Here is a 19,300-nt window from a genome sequence, read left to right as displayed (position 1 = left end):
CCACTCAGCACTATATTGACGGAACAATTTCTTTCTCTTCATATTTTTCTCCTTCTTCAGGAGCAGGTACTTCCACCGGCACGGCGGAAAGCGAACAATAAGTTTTATAACCCGTTCCGGCCGGTACGAGATGTCCAAGTATAACATTTTCCTTTAATCCAACTAGGCCGTCAACCTTACCTTCAAGTGCAGCTCTGGTTAACACTTTCGTTGTTTCCTGAAACGAAGCTGCAGATATGAAGCTATCCGATTGCAAAGATGCCTTTGTAATACCCATCAATAAAGGCTTTGCAGTTGCAGGTTTCCCACCTTTTTCTATAATCTTTTTATTTTCTTCTTTAAATCTAAATTTATCAATAATTTGTCCTGGCAACAAGCTCGTGTCACCCACATCGTCCACCTTTACTTTTCTGAGCATTTGCGCTATAATGATTTCTATATGTTTGTCATCAATGGGTACATTCTGTGAACGATAGACATTCTGGACTTCTTTCAACATATATGTTTGCAACTCTTCCTCTCCGCTTATTCTTAAAATGTCTTGCAGAATAAGAGGCCCCTCCACCAACGGATTTCCAGCCTTAATGCGGTCTCCTCTATGTACCTTTAAATGTTTCCCTCTCGGAACAAGATGCTCTATTTCCATTCCCGTTTCACTTTTGACCAGTATGGTACGTTTTCCTCTCCTTTTTTCACCCACTTCCACGGTACCATCTATTTCGCTCATTACTGCCGGTTCTTTAGGTTTTCTTGCCTCAAATATTTCAGCGACTCTGGGCAATCCTCCAGTAATATCTTCAGTTCTTGAAATTTCTCTTGGTGTTTTAGCGAGCAGCGTACCGGCAGTAACACCATCACCTTCCTCCACTTCAATGTGTGCTTTTTCCGGAATTGGATAGAGTCCCAAAATTTTCCCCGTCTCATCTTCGATAATGATCTGAGGGTGCAAATCCCCTTTATGCTCCATGATTACTTTCCGCTTCACCCCCGTAGAAATGTCAGACTCCTGTCTCATCGTTTTACCAATTACAATGTCTTCAAAACGAATTTTACCAGCCATTTCTGTCAATATTGGTATCATATGAGGGTCCCATCTCGACAATACCTGGTGAGCAACAACAGTATCATTTTCGCGAACTAACACCTCCGCCCCAAGTACAATGGTATGCTTATCAATTTGTCTCCCCTTAGAATCAATGAGCAAGATTTCTCCATTTGCATTAATGGCAACATTCTTCCCCTGAGGATTTTTCACCACCGTCAAATTATTATATTTTACGCTTCCCCCACGTTTAGCTTTTATCTCAGACTCTTCCACGGAACGAGTTGCAGTTCCCCCGATATGAAATGTTTTCATGGTAAGCTGCGTCCCGGGCTCACCAATTGACTGAGCTGCAATAATCCCCACCGCCATACCTTCTTCCACCTGCCGTCCTCGCGATAAATCCATTCCATAGCATTTCATGCAAAGCCCTAACGACATTTCACAGGTTAGCGGAGATCGCACTTTAATCTTCTCATATCCTAAAGCTTCTATCTTCCTTGCCTTTTCCTCCGTGATCAATTCATTTTCTCTTACAATTACTTCGTCTTTTACCAAATCTACAATGTTGTTTCTTGCGACACGCCCCGTAATTACCTTACTGAGCGGCACCTCAACTTTTTCTCCCCGATAAACTACGCTCTTCGTGATACCATTGGTAGTGCCGCAATTATCAGCCGTTATAACCACATTTTGGGCAACATCAGCTAACTTTCTCGTTAAATAACCAGAGTCTGCAGTCTTTAATGCCGTATCCGCTAAACCTTTTCGCGCACCGTGTGTGGAGCTAAAATATTCCAACACACCTAAACCTTCTCTGAAATTTGCCTTAATCGGAGCTTCTATAATCTTGCCGGAAGGTTTTGCCATCAACCCACGCATTCCGGCCAACTGCCTTAACTGCTGCGAGCTACCTCTTGCACCTGATGAAGACATCAAATACACGGGGTTCAAATATGATTTTCCCTCACGCACATCATGCTTCAGTTCATTCAGCATTTCCTCAGCAACCCTTTCACCAGCGTATGTCCAAGCATCAATGATCTGGTTATATCGTTCACCTTCCGTTATAATACCCTTTCGATATAACTTTTGTATCTTCTCAATTTCTTCCTGAGTCTTGTCTATAATTTCCTGTTTCTTCGTTGGCATTTTTACATCGGTTACAGCAAAAGAGAGTCCTGCTTTTGTGCATTCCTTGAAACCTATCTCCTTAATATCATCCAACAAAACAATCGTTTTTTCTCGCCCGAGAAGTTTATAACAATCCTGAATTATCCGACTGATACCTTTCAAATCGAGAGTGTAATTATAAAAAGGCATTCCGTCAGGTAGTATATTGTTAAATATGACGCGCCCTACTGTTGTTTTGCATAAACCATTTTTTGGTTCCTCAGTTCCAAATTTGTCCTTGATAATTTTTGCCCGCTTTATTCTTAACTCAATCTTCGTATGCAAATGTACGCTTTTTAATGCCAACGCATAAACAACCTCTTCAGGGCCACTAAAAATTTTTAACTTTTCTTCAGCACTATCCTGCAAACTTGTCGTAAGGTAAGAGCAACCAAGCACAATATCCTGGGTAGGAGTTATGATCGGCTCACCAGAAGCTGGCGAAAAAATATTATTGGTGGACAACATCAGAGTCATTGCTTCAACCTGAGCTTCAATGGAAAGAGGGAGATGAACCGCCATCTGATCTCCATCAAAGTCAGCATTGAAGCCACGGCAAACCAAAGGATGTAATTTGATTGCGTTTCCTTCAACCAGTATTGGCTCAAAAGCCTGAATTCCCATTCTATGTAAAGTTGGCGCTCTGTTGAGTAATACCGGGTGTCTCTTTACCACTTCTTCGAGAATATCCCATACTTCGTTGTCCTTACGGCCCAACATCTTTTTTGCACTCTTAATCGTATCTGCCAGTCCCAACTCTTTCAATCTCCGTATGATGAACGGCTGAAACAACTCAAGGGCTATTTTCTTAGGCAAACCGCATTGATGCAATTTCAATTCCGGTCCAACCACGATTACTGAACGTGCCGAATAGTCTACCCTTTTTCCAAGCAAATTTTCTCTGAAACGCCCCTGTTTCCCCTTTATCATATCGGTTAATGATTTTAAAGGTCTGTTACTACTACCTAACACAGGACGTTTTCCTCTGGTATTGTCAAATAGGGCATCAACAGCCTGCTGCAACATCCTTTTTTCGTTTCTTATAATTACTTCCGGCGCGTTTAAGTCAATCAATTTCTTTAGACGATTGTTTCTATTAATAATCCTTCGGTAAAGATCATTTAAATCTGATGTTGCAAAATTTCCACTCTCCAAGAGTACCAGTGGTCTTAAATCGGGAGGAATAACCGGAACGACACTCAAAACCATCCACTCCGGCTTATTCCCAGAATCCCTGAAAGCCTCGACAATTTCTAATCTCTTAATTATCTCTTTTGCTCGCTGCTTGGACTTCGTTTGATTAAGCTCTTCACGCAGTTCTTTTGACAAGGTTACCAAATCGAGTTTTTGCAACAATGCACGTATCGCCTCAGCTCCCATCCCCGCCTTAAATGATTGCTCTCCATATTTCTCCCTATTCGCCTTGAATTCTTCCTCGCTGAGCATTTGATATTCAACCAGAGGCGTACTTCCCTGATCAATTACAACATAATCCTGGAAATAAATAATCCGTTCCAAAGAAGTCGTTTTCATCCCCAGAAGAGTACCTAGACGGGATGGCATTGCCTTAAAGAACCAGATATGCACAATCGGTGCAGCCAAATTTATGTGACCCATGCGCTTTCTTCTAACGCGGGAGTGGGTAATCTTTACTCCACACCGATCACAGATTATCCCTTTATGCTTTATTCCTTTGTATTTACCACAAAAACATTCCCAATTTCTTTCCGGACCAAAAATTCGTTCGCAAAAGAGGCCATCTTTTTCAGCCCGGTAGGTACGATAATTAATCGTTTCCGGTTTCTTAACCTCTCCGTAAGACCAGCTTCTAATGTCCTCTGTTGATGCAAGAGATATCTTCACCGAACTATACTCGTTGATTTTATCGTACATTATATCTGCCATATCAAAAACCTTTTAAGAAGATTTTATAAAAATCTATATATTATTTTTACTTACACTGATTATAATAAAATGGTATAATCACACTTTCAGGACTTCCGTCTTTTTCTTTTCCAACTTTAAACTCAGACCCAATCCAGCAATTTCATTCGCAAGCACTTCAAATGATGCAGGAGTTCCAGCCTCCAGAGTATTTTCACCCTTTACCATCGATTCATAGATTTTTGTTCTTCCCTCAACATCGTCACTCTTTACCGTAAGCATCTCTTGTAGATTATGAGCCGCACCATAAGCCTCCAGCGCCCATACTTCCATTTCACCAAATCGCTGACCGCCAAACCTTGCTTTACCACCTAATGGTTGCTGGGTAATTAACGAGTAAGGCCCTGTCGCCCTTGCATGTACTTTTTCATCTACTAAATGATGGAGCTTTAACATATACATATATCCTACCGTAACCTTCTGCTCAAAAGGTTCACCAGTACGTCCGTCATACAAAACCAATTTCCCATCCTCCGGTAAGTCCGATTCCTTTAAAGTAGATCGAATCTCCTCTTCCGTAGCGCCATCAAATATAGGGGTAATCGCTCTGAATCCCATTTTTTTTGCTGCTAATCCTAAATGGGTTTCCAGTATTTGACCAACATTCATTCTTGAAGGCACTCCCAATGGATTTAATAACATTTCTGCCCGCCTCCCATCGGCTAAAAATGGCATATCTTCCTCAGGAAGTATCTTCGAAATAACACCCTTATTGCCATGTCTACCAGCCATCTTGTCACCCACCGATAATTTTCTTTTTGTAGCTATCGATATCTTTGCGAGCTCTAAAACCCCCGTAGGCAGTTCATCACCTCGTTTTAGGTTGTTAATCTTTCTATCCCTTTCGTCTTTCAGGGATTCTATTTTTTCACAAAACTCTTTACTTATCTCACAGGCCTTTTCCTTTTTTTTCTTATTACTAAATTCTATATTTTCAATGTCAAATTGTTCTTCTAAAATCAGTATCGACTTTAGCGGTGCCCCACGCTCAATCGCATATACCTGACCTGTTTGGACATCTACCATAGGTTCCTTAATTTCTTCATCTACAGCCTTCAGCATTTTGACAAATTCTTTAGTTATATTTTCATCATATTTCAGCTCTATTTCACTTATATCATGTAAAATTTTTTGCCTTTTATCATCGGACAAATAGGATTTTCTCGAAAACACTTGAGTATTTATAACTATTCCTTCCATTCCTGATGGGACTTCCAAGGATTCGTTCTTAACATCTTCGCCTGCTCTTCCAAAAATGGCATGCAGTAACTTTTCTTCAGGGGATAATTCACTTCGGCTCTTTGGGGCAATTTTACCAACCAATATATCACCAGGCTTTACTTTTGTTCCGATTCTGATTACCCCATTCTCATCAAGATTACTTAATGCCTTCTCTGATACATTTGGGATATCACGCGTGAACTCCTCCCTTCCAAGTTTGGTTTCCCTGATTTCTACTTCAAACTCATCTCTGTGTATAGAAGTAAATCGATCATCTTTCAGCAACGCTTCGCTAATAACAATAGCATCTTCAAAGTTGTATCCATCCCACGTCATAAAGGCAACCAAAACGTTCTTCCCAAGACTTAGTTCACCATTACACGTAGCCGCCCCGTCTGCTATAACCTCTCCTTTTTTTACTTTCTGACCATATGCAACTATTGGCTTTTGATTCAAACAGGTGCCTTCATTCAAACCGACAAATTTTCGCAGTTTATACGTATCCCTGTCGTCGATTATAATTTCATCAGCTGTTACCATTGTAACCGTGCCAGCATTAGCTGCTTGTACGGTCATACTTGAATTTTGAGCTACAAACCGCTCCATTCCTGTTGCTATTATCGGCGGTTCCGTTCTTAATAAAGGGACTGCTTGTCTTTGCATATTTGACCCCATGAGTGCCCTGTTTGCATCACTATGCTCAAGGAACGGTATTAAACTTGCGGACACACCAACCAATTGTTTTGGAGAAACATCCATGTAGTTTATGTCTTTAAAATTCTCCTGATGGAAGTCACCATTATATCGACATAGCACACTTCCTTTTTCCATCTTTTCTTTTCCCTTAATCAGCACATCTGCAGGGGCTATTATCTTATTTTCTTCTTCATCTGCACGAAGATAAGTAATTTTTTCAACAAGCTTTCCTTTGTCAATGATGCGATAGGGAGTAATTAAGAAACCATATTCATCGGTTGTTGCGTATATACTCAATGAAGCAATTAAACCTATGTTTGTACCTTCAGGAGTTTCAATGGGACAAACCCTGCCATAGTGCGATACGTGAACATCTCTGACTTCAAACCCAGCCCTTTTTCTATTCAAGCCCCCGGGGCCTAAAGCACTCAATCTTCTTTCATGAGTCAATTGGGCCAAAGGATTCGTCTGATCCAATACCTGCGACAGTTCACTTCTGCTGAAAAAATAGTCTATCGCTGAAAAAATTGCTTTTGAATTTACCAACGAACGCGGAGTCATTTGATCAGAATCTTTCACACTTAATCTCTCCTGTACCGTTCTTCGCAATTTTAAAAAACCCTTACGCAACTCTTCACCAGCCAACTCATCGATAGTACGTAGCCTTCTGTTCCCCAAATTATCAATATCATCGACGGACGCTCCCATCTCGCCTTTTCTCAACTTCATAATATACCGAATTGCCTCCACATAATCTTCCTTTTGCAGAGTCATCTCGGCTTCGTTAATAGCATGCCCCATCTTCCGATTTAATCTGAATCTTCCAACGGCACCCAACCTATATCGTTTTATATCAAAAAACTTGTCGTAAAACAATTGACGGGCCTTTTCCACTTGCTGAGGATTTCCAGGACGAAATCGGGCATAAATTTTTAGCAGTGCATCTTCGTGTGATTTCGTAAAGTCAGATTCTAATGAATTTAAAATCAGCAAATCTTCCATCTTTTTAATTACTTCTATTTTTTTTATTTCCATATCGACAACCGCCTTGATTGTGGTATCTGACATCTGCCTGCCAGCTTCAAGCACAATCTCCCCAGTCTGCGGATTTACGATCTTTTCAACGGTATATTTGCCTCTTAATTTTGTGGCAGAGGCGAAATCTGAAATCTTCACGGTTTCCGTTTCATAAAAAAGCCTGATAATATCTTCATCATTTGTGTATTTTTCAGACAGCGCTCGGAGGAAACACGTGGCAGGCAATTTCCCGCTCTGGTCTATTTTAACCGTCAGTATATCTTTTTTACCAACCTCCAACTCAATCCAGCTCCCTCTCTCAGGGATGATCCTACAGGAATGCAATCTTTTTTCGGCATGAAATTCTTCAATAAAATCAATACCAGGCGAGCGGTGCAACTGGGTCACAATTACCCGTTCAGTTCCGTTGATAATAAATTCTCCTCCGCCAACCATGACAGGTATTTCGCCCACGTACACTTCTTCTTCAATAGGTTCTGCTTTATTCAAACGCAGCCATATTCTAAACGGACAACCGTAGGTCAACCGTAATTGCCTGCACTCGTCTTGTGTATATCGCGGCTTTCCAAGCTCATATTTAATATAATCTAAAGACATTGTTCCGTCGTAATTACTGATCGGAAATATCTCACGCAGGATTGCTTCGACCCCCTGATTCTTCCTTTTGGAAGCGGGCACATCCGCTTGCAAAAAATTCCGGTAAGCCCGAGTTTGTATTTGTACGAGATTCTGAATCTCTACTACATCATTAACCTTACCATAATTTCGAATTTCCATAGCATTCCTGTATTTTCAAGCCCAAGATACTGTAACGATTATTTTATTTCTACCTTCGCACCAGCCGCCTCAAGTGATTTCTTAATCTTCTCTGCGTCCTCTTTAGTTACCCCTTCTTTTACCGTCTTTGGAGCGCCTTCTACGAGGTCTTTCGCTTCTTTTAACCCCAGGTTTGTTTCCGCACGAACGGCCTTGATAACCTGGATTTTATTCGCACCGCCATCCTGTAAAATCACATCAAATGATGTTTTTTCTTCTACCGCGGCAGCCTTACCTTCCGCTGCAACCGATACACCGACCGGCATTGCAACAGCGGCAGCCGCAGAAACGCCAAACTTCTGTTCAAACGCCTTTACTAGTTGCGATGCCTCCAGCAATGTCATCCCTGCAACCAAATCTAACACCTGCACAATTTTGCCTGAAGGTTCAACTGCCTTTTCTTCACTAACCTGAGTCATTTTATCCTCCCACCTTAATAGGAATCCTACAAAAAACTATACACCACTTTTTTCTTTCTTATCCTTAACAGCCTGGAATACCGTCACCAGACCGCGCAAAACAGCATGAAACGCGCCCGCAACTCCAGCAATGGGGGCATGAATACCCGTAATTATTTGAGCACGAAGTACTGGCATTGATGGAAGTTTTGCCAAGTCATTGATATCATGAACAGAAAGCATCGCACCATCAACTAATCCGCCTCTTAAACTTAAAAATGGTATTTTTTTTGTCCATTCAATTGTTTCCTTTGCCATTACTACAGGATCACCTCCACCTGTAACGATGGCTGTTGGACCTTTTAAAAGGTCTACAACCCCATGGACTCCGATTTCTTTAAATGCAATTCCCGCTAACGAATTTTTAACAATTCCTATGCAGATTTTCTTTTTTCGTAAATCTTTTCGCAATTGATCAAATTCTAATGCCTTAATCCCCTGATAGCCAATTACCAGATAATTATTTTTATCACGATAGTTGGAAATCAATTCTTTCACGACAGATTGTTTTAATTCATTTGTCATTGTTTTATCTTATTCCCTTCATCTTTGTTTCTCATCTTAAACCTCTATCATGATTCCGGGGCTCATCGTAGAAGAAACTGATACTTTTTCAATAAATATCCCTTTGGCAGAGGCTGGACGAGAGTTAACTATCTGCTTCACAAACGCATTAATGTTATCCTCAAGATCTTTTTCAGAAAAAGAGACTTTTCCAACAATACTATGTACATTCCCCCCAGCATCAGTCCTGTATTCTATCTTACCCGCCTTGAATTCTTTAACTGCAGTACCGATATCATCAGTAACCGTACCAGATTTTGGAGAAGGCATCTTGCCCTGAGGACCAAGAACTCTTCCTAATTTACCAACGAACCTCATCATATCAGAAGTTGCAATCGCCACATCAAAGTCAGCCCATCCTCCCTCAACCTTTTTCACGAGTTCTTCTGCGCCAACTTCATCAGCACCTGCATTTTTTGCTAACACTGCCTTCTCACCGGCAGCAAAAACAATCACCTTAAGACTCCTGCCTATACCCTTAGGCAACGAAACAGAACCCCGAATAAGCTGGTCAGACTGCTTTGGATCTATCCCCAATTTCATAGCAACCTCTACGCTCGCGTCAAATTTCGTTCGCTTAAAAGACTTAAGCAGCTTTACGGCTTCTTTTAATTCGTATTTTTTCTCTGAATCAACTATTTTTTTTGATTCTACATATCTTTTACTTCTTTTTGACATCTGAGTGCTTTCCTTTCAGACAACCTGACGGTCTCATTCTCAATCAGAGGAGGTCAATCCACTACTTTAATCCCCATGTTACGAGCGGTTCCTTCAATTACCTTTGCAGCTGCATCTAAATTATCAGCATTCAAATCCGCAAGCTTCTTGCTTGCAACTTCTCTTAACTGCTGCCGGTTTATCTGCCCAACCTTTTGCTTATTCGGCTCAGCAGAACCTTTTGCAACGCCCGCCAACTGTTTGATAAGCACAGATGCGGGAGGAGATTTTAAAATAAAGGTAAATGATTTGTCTTTAAAAACCGTAATTTCTACAGGGGTTAGTATCCCTTGCAACTCCTTTGTCTTATCATTAAATTGTTTAACAAATTGCCCTATATTTACCCCATGCTGACCTAAAGCAGGGCCAACAGGCGGAGCAGGAGTTGCCTGGCCACCTAGACACTGCAATTTAATTTTTGTTAAAATTTCTTTCGCCATGTTCTACTCCTGCTGTCAAATTGCTTCAACCTGCCAATATTCTAATTCAACCGGTGTTGCCCTTCCAAAAACCGTAAGCATGACTTTTACACGACCGCTAGCCGGCAACACCTCCTCAATGATTCCATCGTAATTCTCAAAAGGGCCTTCTTTCACCCTCACCTTTTCACCTTCACGAAACTCAATCTTTGCACGAGGCTTTTCTTCTTTATGCTCTATTTCTGATAATAATTTTTCAACTTCATAACTTGCCATCGGCACCGGTTTGCTTTGTCCTCCTATAAAATCTCCAGCGCCAGGTGTTTCGCGGATCAAAAACCAAATCTCTTTCGGTATTTGCCCCAAATCGTCTACTTCAACCTCTGCCATTATGTAACCAGGATAGATTTTTCTCTCTGTGATTTTTTTCTTGCCACCTTTAATCTCTGAAACTTTTTCACTAGGCACCAATACCTTCGATATCATTCCTTCCAGACCACGCGCCTTACTAAGCTCGACCAAACTATTCCGAACTTTGTCCTCCCTATTGCTCTGAACGCGCAATACAAACCATTGCTTAGGCATCTAACTACCTATAAAAAAATCTTATAAAACTTTTTGTTACCGTTATAACAAAAAAATACACTTGTGTTTATCTCTCATCGGGAAGGAATTAAAAGAGTTGAAAATTCTGAGGGATCTCTTTAATTCAATAATAACGAGACGCGCAGCATATAATACTCGTCTTCTCATTTATGTCAGTAACACATAACTCAAAGCACGTCTATATATTCCATTATCATAGACACAACCCAATCAATACCCAATACAAACAGTCCAATTACAACAACCGATATAAGCACAACTGCCGTAGAACCAACCAACTCGTACTTTGTCGGCCACGAAACCTTTTGAAGCTCACTTTGGGTATCAATTAAAAAATCAACGGTCTTTTTACCAGCACTATCGAGAGGCATAATCCCCGTAGTAAGGCCAGCAACAAAAACACAAATAAAAAATAAAAAAAATACAAAAAGCGCAAAGGCACACACCAGTCCCCACGTCAAACCAATGTCAATAAGAGGAATTTTAGCCCCTTCCGCAATAGGAGGCATGTCTATCAACGCATTGTATAAAGAAACCGATGCAAACAAAGCAAGAATACCCAAAGCTATTCCCACTGCGATCCTGCTATACAAACCTAAACCTTTTCTATAAACCTCAAAAAACGGCATTTTACATCTTTCTATTGTATGGCAGGTCTGGAGGGACTCGAACCCACAACAGCCGGATTTGGAGTCCGGTGCTCTACCAATTAGAGCTACAGACCTTTATTTTCAAATCAAAATTAAAAATAAGACCGATATTCGAATCTACTTTTTGTATTCTTTATGATCTGTATGCTTTCTACAATGCCTGCAAAACTTTTTCAACTCCAACTTCTCTGTTTGCTGCGTTTTTTTAGGTGTCCTATAATTCCTATTCGAACACTCTTTGCATACCATGGTTATATATTCACGCATCGTGCTTTCCTGAGTATTTATTCAATAATTTTAGTAACGACACCTGCGCCGACAGTCTTTCCACCTTCCCGAATGGCAAACCGCAGCCCCTCATCCATCGCCACCGCCGTCAACAACTCCACATTTACCTTCACATTGTCTCCAGGCATCACCATCTCAGCACCCCCCGTCAAACTCACCACTCCCGTCACATCCGTTGTTCTAAAATAAAACTGCGGCCGGTACCCGTTAAAGAACGGCGTGTGCCTTCCCCCCTCTTCCTTCGTCAAAATATACGCTTCTGCCTCATACTTCTTATGCGGCGTTATACTCCCAGGCTTCGACAACACCTGACCACGCTCCAAATCCTCCTTCTCCACACCTCTCAGCAATACCCCTAAATTGTCACCAGCCTGCCCCTCATCCAACGTCTTGTTAAACATCTCAACCCCTGTCACTATCGACTTCTTCACATCGGGCTTGATCCCCACTATCTCCACCTCATCCCCAACTTTCACACGACCCCTCTCCACCCTACCAGTTCCTACCGTCCCACGACCCTTAATACTAAATACATCTTCCACAGACATCAAAAACGGCTTGTCTATCTCTCTCACAGGATCAGGGATATACGCATCCACCGCATCCATCAGCTTCAACACCGGACCACAATTCGCGCACGACGCACTTCCACACCCACACTCATTCGCCTTGAGCGCAGAACCCCTTACCACAGGGATCTCATCCCCAGGAAAATTATACTTACTCAACAACTCCCGTACCTCCAACTCCACCAAATCCAGCAACTCCTTATCCTCCAGCATATCCACCTTGTTCATGAATACCACAATCCGCGGCACCCCAACCTGCCTTGCCAAAAGTATATGCTCCCGCGTCTGTGGCATCGGCCCATCTGGCGCACTCACCACCAATATCGCACCATCCATCTGCGCCGCCCCCGTTATCATGTTCTTCACATAATCCGCATGACCAGGACAATCCACATGCGCATAATGCCTCTTCTGCGTCTCATACTCCACATGGGATATCGCTATAGTTATTCCCCGCTCCCTCTCCTCCGGCGCCTTGTCGATCGAATCGTACGGCCTCTCCTTCGCTAACCCCTGCTTCGCCAATACATGCGTGATCACCGCTGTCAACGTCGTCTTCCCATGATCCACATGCCCTATCGTCCCTACGTTCACATGCGGCTTCGTTCGCTTAAATACCTCTTTACCCATCTCCCCAAACTCCTCTTATTTCATTCTTAAATTTATATTTAAATTTTTATTTTTTGTTTTTTATGGAGCTGCTGATGGGATTTGAACCCATGGCCTCGTCCTTACCAAGGACGTGCTCCACCACTGAGCTACAGCAGCAAAAGATCTCACGAAATACAATCGTTAATCATAAAAAAAATAATATTTCAATACAACTTGTCGACATAATACATGAGCGTAGAATTTATTAATTATAGCAATAAAAAAACAAAAGTCAAATATAAATATGCATTTAATACATATTTTATCATATCATAGCAAAAACGTACTAAAGCGGGCGATGGGAATCGAACCCACATGACTAGCTTGGAAGGCTAGGGCTCTACCATTGAGCTACGCCCGCAGAAACAGAAAAAAATTCAAAGCTTTGCAGATATGGTGGGTGGAGGAGGATTCGAACCTCCGAAGGCTATGCCAACAGATTTACAGTCTGTCCCCTTTGGCCACTCGGGAATCCACCCTTTTGTAAGCCCTTCTTAACTGTATAAAAACGACCTCATGGAGCTAGCGGTGGGACTCGAACCCACAACCTGCGGTTTACAAAACCGCTGCTCCGCCGTTGAGCTACGCTAGCTCAGAAAAGGGATTATGTTATCAAATCATTACAATTATTCAAGTAAATTCCATTATCATATTCAAATACTAAAAAGATAACCTTCATAATTCCGCTTAACCTCACATATACTGTCTGTTCCAAATTTATCTAAAAATGCCCTTGCGATCTCAAAAGCAACCATGGCTTCACATACAACAGAAGCAGCGGGAACAGCACACACATCGGATCTTTCATACGCGGCAGCAATCGGTTCTTTTGTCAATAAATCCACGGATCTTAATGGCTTTTTCAGTGTCGGTATAGGTTTCATGTATGCCCGTACCGTGATCGGTTCTCCGTTACTTATTCCACCTTCTATCCCTCCGGCATTATTGGTCAGCCGTTTAAATCCGCCTGTTAACGATTTGCCCTGCTGCGGCTTCTCATAAAAGATTTCATCCTGTACTTCTGAGCCAGTTTTATTGGCTGCGTTACACCCCAAACCCAGCTCAACTCCTTTGATAGCCTGAACAGACATCAGGGCATAGGCAAGCCTTGCATCCAATTTCAGATCCCACTGGGTATGGCTTCCTAATCCTACCGGCAATCCATAAGCAATCACCTCAATGATCCCCCCAAGGGAATCTCCATTTTCCGCCGACTGTGCGATTTTTTCTATCATTTTACCTTCAATTTCCTGATCAATGCAATACAGAGGACTTTTATCGCGAATGGTTTTTGCAACATCCATATCTTTCTTATGAAGAGATTTACGTGATATTATCCCCCCGATCCCCTGCACATAGCCAAATACACCTATTCCAAAGGAATTGAGTAAAATCTTTGCCACCGCGCCAACCGCTACCCTTGCAGCAGTTTCTCTTGCGCTTGCCCGTTCCAAAATGTTTCGCGCATCCTTTTCATGATATTTTAAAACGCCGGATAAATCAGCATGACCAGGACGAGGACGGGTAACAGCCGGCAACTCATCAATTTTGTCATCACGGTTTCTGATCATTAAACAAATGGGGCCCCCTAAGGTTACTCCTTTCCTGATTCCACAAAGAATTTCCACGCGGTCATCCTCGATTTCCATCCTTCCGCCTCTGCCAATCCCTCCCTGCCTTCGCTTCATTTCCTGATTGATAACCGAGGTATCAAGGAATACCCCTGCTGGAAATCCTTCTATAATCGCTATCAAACATTTCCCGTGAGATTCACCAGCGGTTTTAAAATACAGCATCCATCGTCTCCACAACAGTAAGTTTATTATTTAATTGCCTAAAATAATTCAGATATGCTAGAATTGGAAAATTATATATTTAACCATAGAAAATAACAATGTAAATCCTTCCCATGTACAATCTCTTCATTAGTCTGCGATATTTACGCAGCAGAAAGATATCATTTTTTGCCATTGCCGGAGTTGCCGTGGGAGTAATGACCCTGATCGTTGTACTTTCCGTGATGAACGGCTTTGATCGGGAACTCCGCAGCAGAATAAGAGGCACGCTGGCACATATTATCATTTTAAAAGGCGGTATGTATGGATTGGAAGATTATAAACAAGTCATCGAAAAGGTAAAGACCGTTGAACATGTCATTGCATGTGCACCCTATGTTGAGGGACCTGCGCTCATCAAATTGAGAAATAGAAGAGAATTCGTTTACTTTAAAGGGATTGACCCTCTTGCAGAGTCGCGCGTAAGCGATTTTCAGTCATATATCGCACCCTTTGGGAGTCGGCCGGAGGACTTACTGATAACCCATGGCGAAAAAAATATCGCAAGCATCTTTGGCGGTTCGGAATTATTCAGAATTGGCCCTGGTGAACCAGAAAAAGACCCGGGAAGCTTCATTCAAAACGGCGAGCAGGTCGTGCTCGTCACCCTGAAGGAATGGGACAAAATAAGCGTAAAGGCATTTGAAGTTGTTGGAAAATTCAAATCAGGCATGTATGACTTTGATAAGAATTATGTGTATATTCCCCTTTCAGTAGCACAGGAGTTAACCGGTGCAAAAGAAAAAGATGCCGTCTCCGGAATAAGCGTGAAACTAGATGATTATCATTATGCAAACGAGGTTCGGGATAAACTACAAGCCACATTGGGTTTTGAATATTATGTTCAAACATGGGAGGACGCCAGAAAGACGTTTTTAACTGCAGTAATGATGGAAAGACATGTCATGGCTCTCATTTTGTTCTTTATTCTCGTAGTTGCAGGATTCAATATCCTCGCCATCCTCACGATGATCGTTCTTGAGAAATCCAGGGACATTGGTATTTTAAAAGCGCTCGGCTCAACTACTCGGGGGATTATGTCTATCTTCCTTTTACATGGGTTGCTTATTGGCAGTACGGGTGCGTGCTTAGGCGTTGCCGCAGGATTGACAATTGTATTACGGATAAACTGGCTGGAAAATGTGCTCTATCACACTACGGGCTGGAGACCATTTCCCCCCGAGGTTTACTATTTTAACCAGATTCCTACCGTAGTAAGCCCGATGAGCATTGCTATCACTGCGGCCATTGCCATCTTTTGCAGTGTGATTTTTAGTATCTATCCGGCATTACGCGCTGCGAGACTGGACCCGGTAGTAACATTGCGCTATGAATAAGCCGGTAACAGTTTTTCCTTCTGACAAAACAGAAAACCTAATCCGACCACATCAGCATGCATAGCGCGGGTGGTTTATCCGCACTACGATTTTGTCAAATGTGCTCAAATATCTTATTAGTTACTATTGACAGGCTGCAAGATAGCTGGTAGCATTTTTTGCAATTATTTTTTGTCTCTTAACAGAGAAGACCTACGAAAAGATTACGGAAATTTTTTGCATGGTAAATTATTACGAAGTTCTCGAAGTGCATTATGAGGTAAGTACCGACGACCTGAAACGTTCGTTCAGAACCCTTATCAAAAAATACCACCCTGATATCCACGGCCAAAACAAACTCTGGGCGGAATCCAAAACGAAGACTATTATCCAGGCGTACAAAACGCTTTCCGACTCAACATCCCGCAAGCACTATGACAGACAGTACAGACATCTTCTACATACGAACAGCAAACAAAAACCCAGAAAAAGAACTGAAACAGCCGCATCATCGGAAGATGCTATTCAGGAACACGTCCGGATAATTTTTACGGACCTTTTAAACGGCAATATACACCATGCTACAAATAATTATGAACACCTTTTAAAAAATTATGCCGGTATTGATTTTTGCATCTATTTAAATAAAAGGGACTACATAGACTGTAAATTTCTCCTTGCAGAGGCATTCGAAAAACTCGAAAGATATGATACGGCCATTAACCTTTACGAATTGATCCTTGAAAGGGGAAAAAGCGACACACACCGCAGCCACTTGCTCCACGAGATTAAAGAACGAATGCGAAACATCTATTGCCGCAATCTGGCGCGTAATGCCCCTCCGGAAAAGGCGCTGAGTTATTATGAAAAGGTGCTAAGACTGAATTTATATAAAAATGAAAATGCCTTTATTTATAAAAAAATAGCTGAATGTTACCTCAAATTAAAAGAATATGAAGATGCCTTACAGCATCTCACTCTTGCCCTGACATTAAAGCCGAACCTTCAGGGCGCTCAAAAACTCAAGACAAAACTTAAACAGCATATCTCAAACTTTGCCATATAACCATGAAGAAAGACATCGTCCCGATCCTTACGACACACATTCCCGAACTCAAGTTATGTAACCGCGGCAAAGTCAGGGATGTCTATGAAATAAATGATACCTTATTAATTGTAGCAACGGACCGCATCTCGGCCTTTGATGTTGTTCTGCCAAGCGGCATTCCTTACAAAGGACACGTGCTTACCGGACTTTCCGAATTCTGGTTCAAATATACCTCCAGCATCATACCAAACCACCTGATCACCACCGAAATTGAACACATGGGTAACCCCATTCTATTACAATACAAAGATACCCTGATGGGCAGATCCATGCTGGTAAAGAAGGTAAGGGTCGTTCCCGTGGAATGTGTCATTCGTGGCTATCTGGCAGGTTCCGGCTGGAAGGAATATCAAAAAACCCATACTATTTGCGGCATAAAATTGCCGGGAGGACTTAAGGAATCTGACCGGCTCCCCGAACCCATCTTCACTCCATCCACCAAGGCAACTGTCGGACACGACGAAAATATCACTTTTTCAAGAGTTGTCGATATGGTCGGCAAGAAACTTGCCGAAGAATTGAAGGAAAACAGTATGAAAGTGTATCTGCGTGCCTGCGCGTATGCCCTTGACCGGGGCATTATCATCTGCGATACCAAGTTTGAATGGGGCATTACTGCGGATAACAAAATGATACTGATCGATGAAGCGCTCACCCCGGATTCATCGCGCTTTTGGCCATGCGACGGCTATGAACCGGGAAAACCTCAACACTCTTATGATAAACAATTTATTCGCGACTATCTTGAAAACATCCGGTGGGACAAGAAGCCTCCGGCACCAGTCCTCCCACCCGAAATCATCCAAAAAACTTCTGAAAAATATCTCAGCGCCTACAAAACCCTGACAGGGAAAAACCTGTTTTAGACCGTTTAGAGAGGAAGAACCCTGCACATGCCAATAAAACCGATCGATTTACCTGAATATCTTGACGTTGCGCGTGAGGCCGCTCTGAAAGCAGGAATTATTTTAAAAGAGCACTTTGGAAAGGTAAGCACTTCCATGATCAGCGAAAAGGCCAAAAACGATTACGTCACTGAAGTGGACAAAAAATCAGAAGACAGTATTAAAAGCCACATCAAATCTCATTTCAAACACCATGGCATCATGGCAGAAGAATCTCCGGCAGAAAGGAACTCGTCCGAGTTTTTGTGGATCATCGACCCCCTGGATGGCACCTTAAATTATATTCATGGATTGCCGAGTTTCGCCATCTCCATCGCCCTGGAGATTAAAGGGAATTTAGCAATGGGTCTTATTTATGAGCCACTGAGAGAAAATATCTATTCTGCAATAAAGGGGCATGGCTCTTTTAAGAATAATAAACGTATCCATGTCTCTCCTGCTGAAACTCTGAGTACAACCTTGATTGCAACGGGTTTTCCTTTCAGAATAAAAGACATCATTGATTCCTATCTCAAGGTATTTAAAGATTTCTTTATGCAGGTCACGGGTATCAGAAGGGGTGGTTCTGCCTGCCTTGACTTAGCGTATACCGCGGAAGGCATCTTTGGAGGTTTTTTCGAATGTGCCCTCTCGCCCTGGGACATGGCTGCAGGTGCACTTCTGGTGGAAGAGGCCGGCGGTACGGTTACGGATTTTGAAGATACTAACCAATATCTAAAAACGGGCAGCATCATCGCTGGTACGAAAGAAATTCACCGTGAGATGCTCAAGATCATCCAGTCAACCTTTAAGAACCGATAAACACCCCGAGTCTATAATCCCACCAAAGAAGCAAGAGAACAATCTTTTCCCCATTTCCCAGTTCACATAATCACGGAGATTGAAAATATGGGAAACGTGACATATACGTATGCATAAGAGCATTGCTATGAGGACGACAGCCCGAAACACCATATTCTTAAATCAGCCCTTGGGTTGGTATTATTCCTAGATTTTGTTAAAAGCTTCATAAGTATATTGGGAAGACATTCAGTGTTGTCCGGTTAGAAATTTGCATGTCTTGTTTTATTGCTCTCGAGATGTCATTCCCGCATGTTTTTAGCGGGAATCCAGGAAGTTCAGGGTTCACTGGATACCCGACACAAGCGTTCGGGTATGACAAAAACGTACCCGCAAATTTCTACCCGGACAACGTTGGAAGACATTACTACCAATCATCCTGAAATTTGGTAACTATTCAGCGAAACGGATGGTGAGAGAGAATATTTTCTCAGAATAGTTAGG

15 protein-coding genes and 5 tRNA genes are annotated in these 19,300 nt (G+C 42.1%); 4 read left to right on the top strand and 16 right to left on the bottom strand.

Features of this window, described 5'->3' with window-relative positions:
- Nucleotides 1–10 precede the first annotated feature (10 nt).
- From rpoC to aroC, 16 genes are all read right to left on the bottom strand, one after another.
- Complete coding sequence (rpoC, locus tag BIY37_RS03945; RefSeq protein ID WP_070066536.1) at nucleotides 11–4,120, bottom strand: DNA-directed RNA polymerase subunit beta'; 4,110 nt, start codon at nucleotides 4,118–4,120, stop codon at nucleotides 11–13.
- Nucleotides 4,121–4,198: 78 nt separating this feature from the next.
- Entirely contained in the window at nucleotides 4,199–7,891 is a 3,693-nt protein-coding gene (gene rpoB / locus BIY37_RS03940; protein ID WP_070066535.1) for a DNA-directed RNA polymerase subunit beta, read from the bottom strand.
- 38 nt (nucleotides 7,892–7,929) lie between these two features.
- A complete protein-coding gene (gene rplL, locus BIY37_RS03935) occupies nucleotides 7,930–8,349 on the bottom strand; it encodes a 50S ribosomal protein L7/L12 (RefSeq protein ID WP_070066534.1) in 420 nt (139 codons plus the stop codon).
- Between the two features lie 36 nt (nucleotides 8,350–8,385).
- The gene (gene rplJ / locus BIY37_RS03930) at nucleotides 8,386–8,913 is read right to left on the bottom strand and encodes a 50S ribosomal protein L10 (RefSeq protein WP_070066533.1); all 528 of its coding nucleotides are present in this window, start codon (nucleotides 8,911–8,913) and stop codon (nucleotides 8,386–8,388) included.
- Between the two features lie 36 nt (nucleotides 8,914–8,949).
- Nucleotides 8,950–9,630, bottom strand: a complete 681-nt coding sequence (gene rplA / locus BIY37_RS03925; protein ID WP_070066532.1) for a 50S ribosomal protein L1 — start codon at nucleotides 9,628–9,630, stop codon at nucleotides 8,950–8,952.
- Nucleotides 9,631–9,683: 53 nt separating this feature from the next.
- The gene (gene rplK, locus BIY37_RS03920; protein WP_070066531.1) at nucleotides 9,684–10,109 is read right to left on the bottom strand and encodes a 50S ribosomal protein L11; all 426 of its coding nucleotides are present in this window, start codon (nucleotides 10,107–10,109) and stop codon (nucleotides 9,684–9,686) included.
- Between the two features lie 15 nt (nucleotides 10,110–10,124).
- On the bottom strand, nucleotides 10,125–10,673 hold the full coding sequence (gene nusG, locus BIY37_RS03915) for a transcription termination/antitermination protein NusG (RefSeq protein ID WP_070066530.1): 549 nt from the start codon (nucleotides 10,671–10,673) through the stop codon (nucleotides 10,125–10,127).
- Nucleotides 10,674–10,861: 188 nt separating this feature from the next.
- Nucleotides 10,862–11,323, bottom strand: coding sequence for a preprotein translocase subunit SecE (secE, locus tag BIY37_RS13645; RefSeq protein WP_201789383.1), 462 nt, complete (start codon nucleotides 11,321–11,323; stop codon nucleotides 10,862–10,864).
- A gap of 19 nt (nucleotides 11,324–11,342) precedes the next feature.
- A tRNA-Trp gene (locus BIY37_RS03905) sits at nucleotides 11,343–11,419 on the bottom strand.
- A gap of 42 nt (nucleotides 11,420–11,461) precedes the next feature.
- Nucleotides 11,462–11,611, bottom strand: a complete 150-nt coding sequence (gene rpmG / locus BIY37_RS03900) for a 50S ribosomal protein L33 (protein ID WP_080324834.1) — start codon at nucleotides 11,609–11,611, stop codon at nucleotides 11,462–11,464.
- 17 nt (nucleotides 11,612–11,628) lie between these two features.
- A complete protein-coding gene (gene tuf, locus BIY37_RS03895; protein WP_070066529.1) occupies nucleotides 11,629–12,831 on the bottom strand; it encodes an elongation factor Tu in 1,203 nt (400 codons plus the stop codon).
- Nucleotides 12,832–12,894: 63 nt separating this feature from the next.
- Nucleotides 12,895–12,969: transfer RNA gene (locus tag BIY37_RS03890), tRNA-Thr, on the bottom strand.
- A gap of 173 nt (nucleotides 12,970–13,142) precedes the next feature.
- Nucleotides 13,143–13,213, bottom strand: a tRNA-Gly gene (locus tag BIY37_RS03885).
- Nucleotides 13,214–13,246: 33 nt separating this feature from the next.
- Nucleotides 13,247–13,331 (bottom strand) — tRNA-Tyr (locus BIY37_RS03880).
- A gap of 38 nt (nucleotides 13,332–13,369) precedes the next feature.
- Nucleotides 13,370–13,444: transfer RNA gene (locus tag BIY37_RS03875), tRNA-Thr, on the bottom strand.
- Between the two features lie 61 nt (nucleotides 13,445–13,505).
- Nucleotides 13,506–14,648 (bottom strand): chorismate synthase, encoded by a 1,143-nt coding sequence (gene aroC, locus BIY37_RS03870; protein WP_070066528.1) that lies wholly within the window; start codon nucleotides 14,646–14,648, stop codon nucleotides 13,506–13,508.
- Nucleotides 14,649–14,761: 113 nt separating this feature from the next.
- Between aroC and BIY37_RS03865 the strand changes: the two genes are divergently transcribed.
- From BIY37_RS03865 to BIY37_RS03850, 4 genes are all read left to right on the top strand, one after another.
- Nucleotides 14,762–16,024: an FtsX-like permease family protein gene (locus BIY37_RS03865; RefSeq protein ID WP_070066527.1), complete on the top strand. Its 1,263-nt coding sequence runs from the start codon at nucleotides 14,762–14,764 to the stop codon at nucleotides 16,022–16,024.
- A 220-nt stretch (nucleotides 16,025–16,244) separates the two neighbouring features.
- Nucleotides 16,245–17,069: a J domain-containing protein gene (locus tag BIY37_RS03860; RefSeq protein WP_070066526.1), complete on the top strand. Its 825-nt coding sequence runs from the start codon at nucleotides 16,245–16,247 to the stop codon at nucleotides 17,067–17,069.
- Nucleotides 17,070–17,071: 2 nt separating this feature from the next.
- Nucleotides 17,072–17,977: a phosphoribosylaminoimidazolesuccinocarboxamide synthase gene (locus BIY37_RS03855; RefSeq protein ID WP_070066525.1), complete on the top strand. Its 906-nt coding sequence runs from the start codon at nucleotides 17,072–17,074 to the stop codon at nucleotides 17,975–17,977.
- Nucleotides 17,978–18,004: 27 nt separating this feature from the next.
- The gene (locus BIY37_RS03850) at nucleotides 18,005–18,817 is read left to right on the top strand and encodes an inositol monophosphatase family protein (RefSeq protein ID WP_070066524.1); all 813 of its coding nucleotides are present in this window, start codon (nucleotides 18,005–18,007) and stop codon (nucleotides 18,815–18,817) included.
- Nucleotides 18,818–19,300 lie beyond the last annotated feature (483 nt).

The sequence above is a fragment of the Candidatus Brocadia sapporoensis genome (genome assembly GCF_001753675.2).
GTDB classification, from domain to species: domain Bacteria; phylum Planctomycetota; class Brocadiia; order Brocadiales; family Brocadiaceae; genus Brocadia; species Brocadia sapporoensis.
The sequence above is the reverse complement of the archived record's forward strand: the minus strand, read 5'-3'. Positions and strand labels throughout refer to the sequence as shown.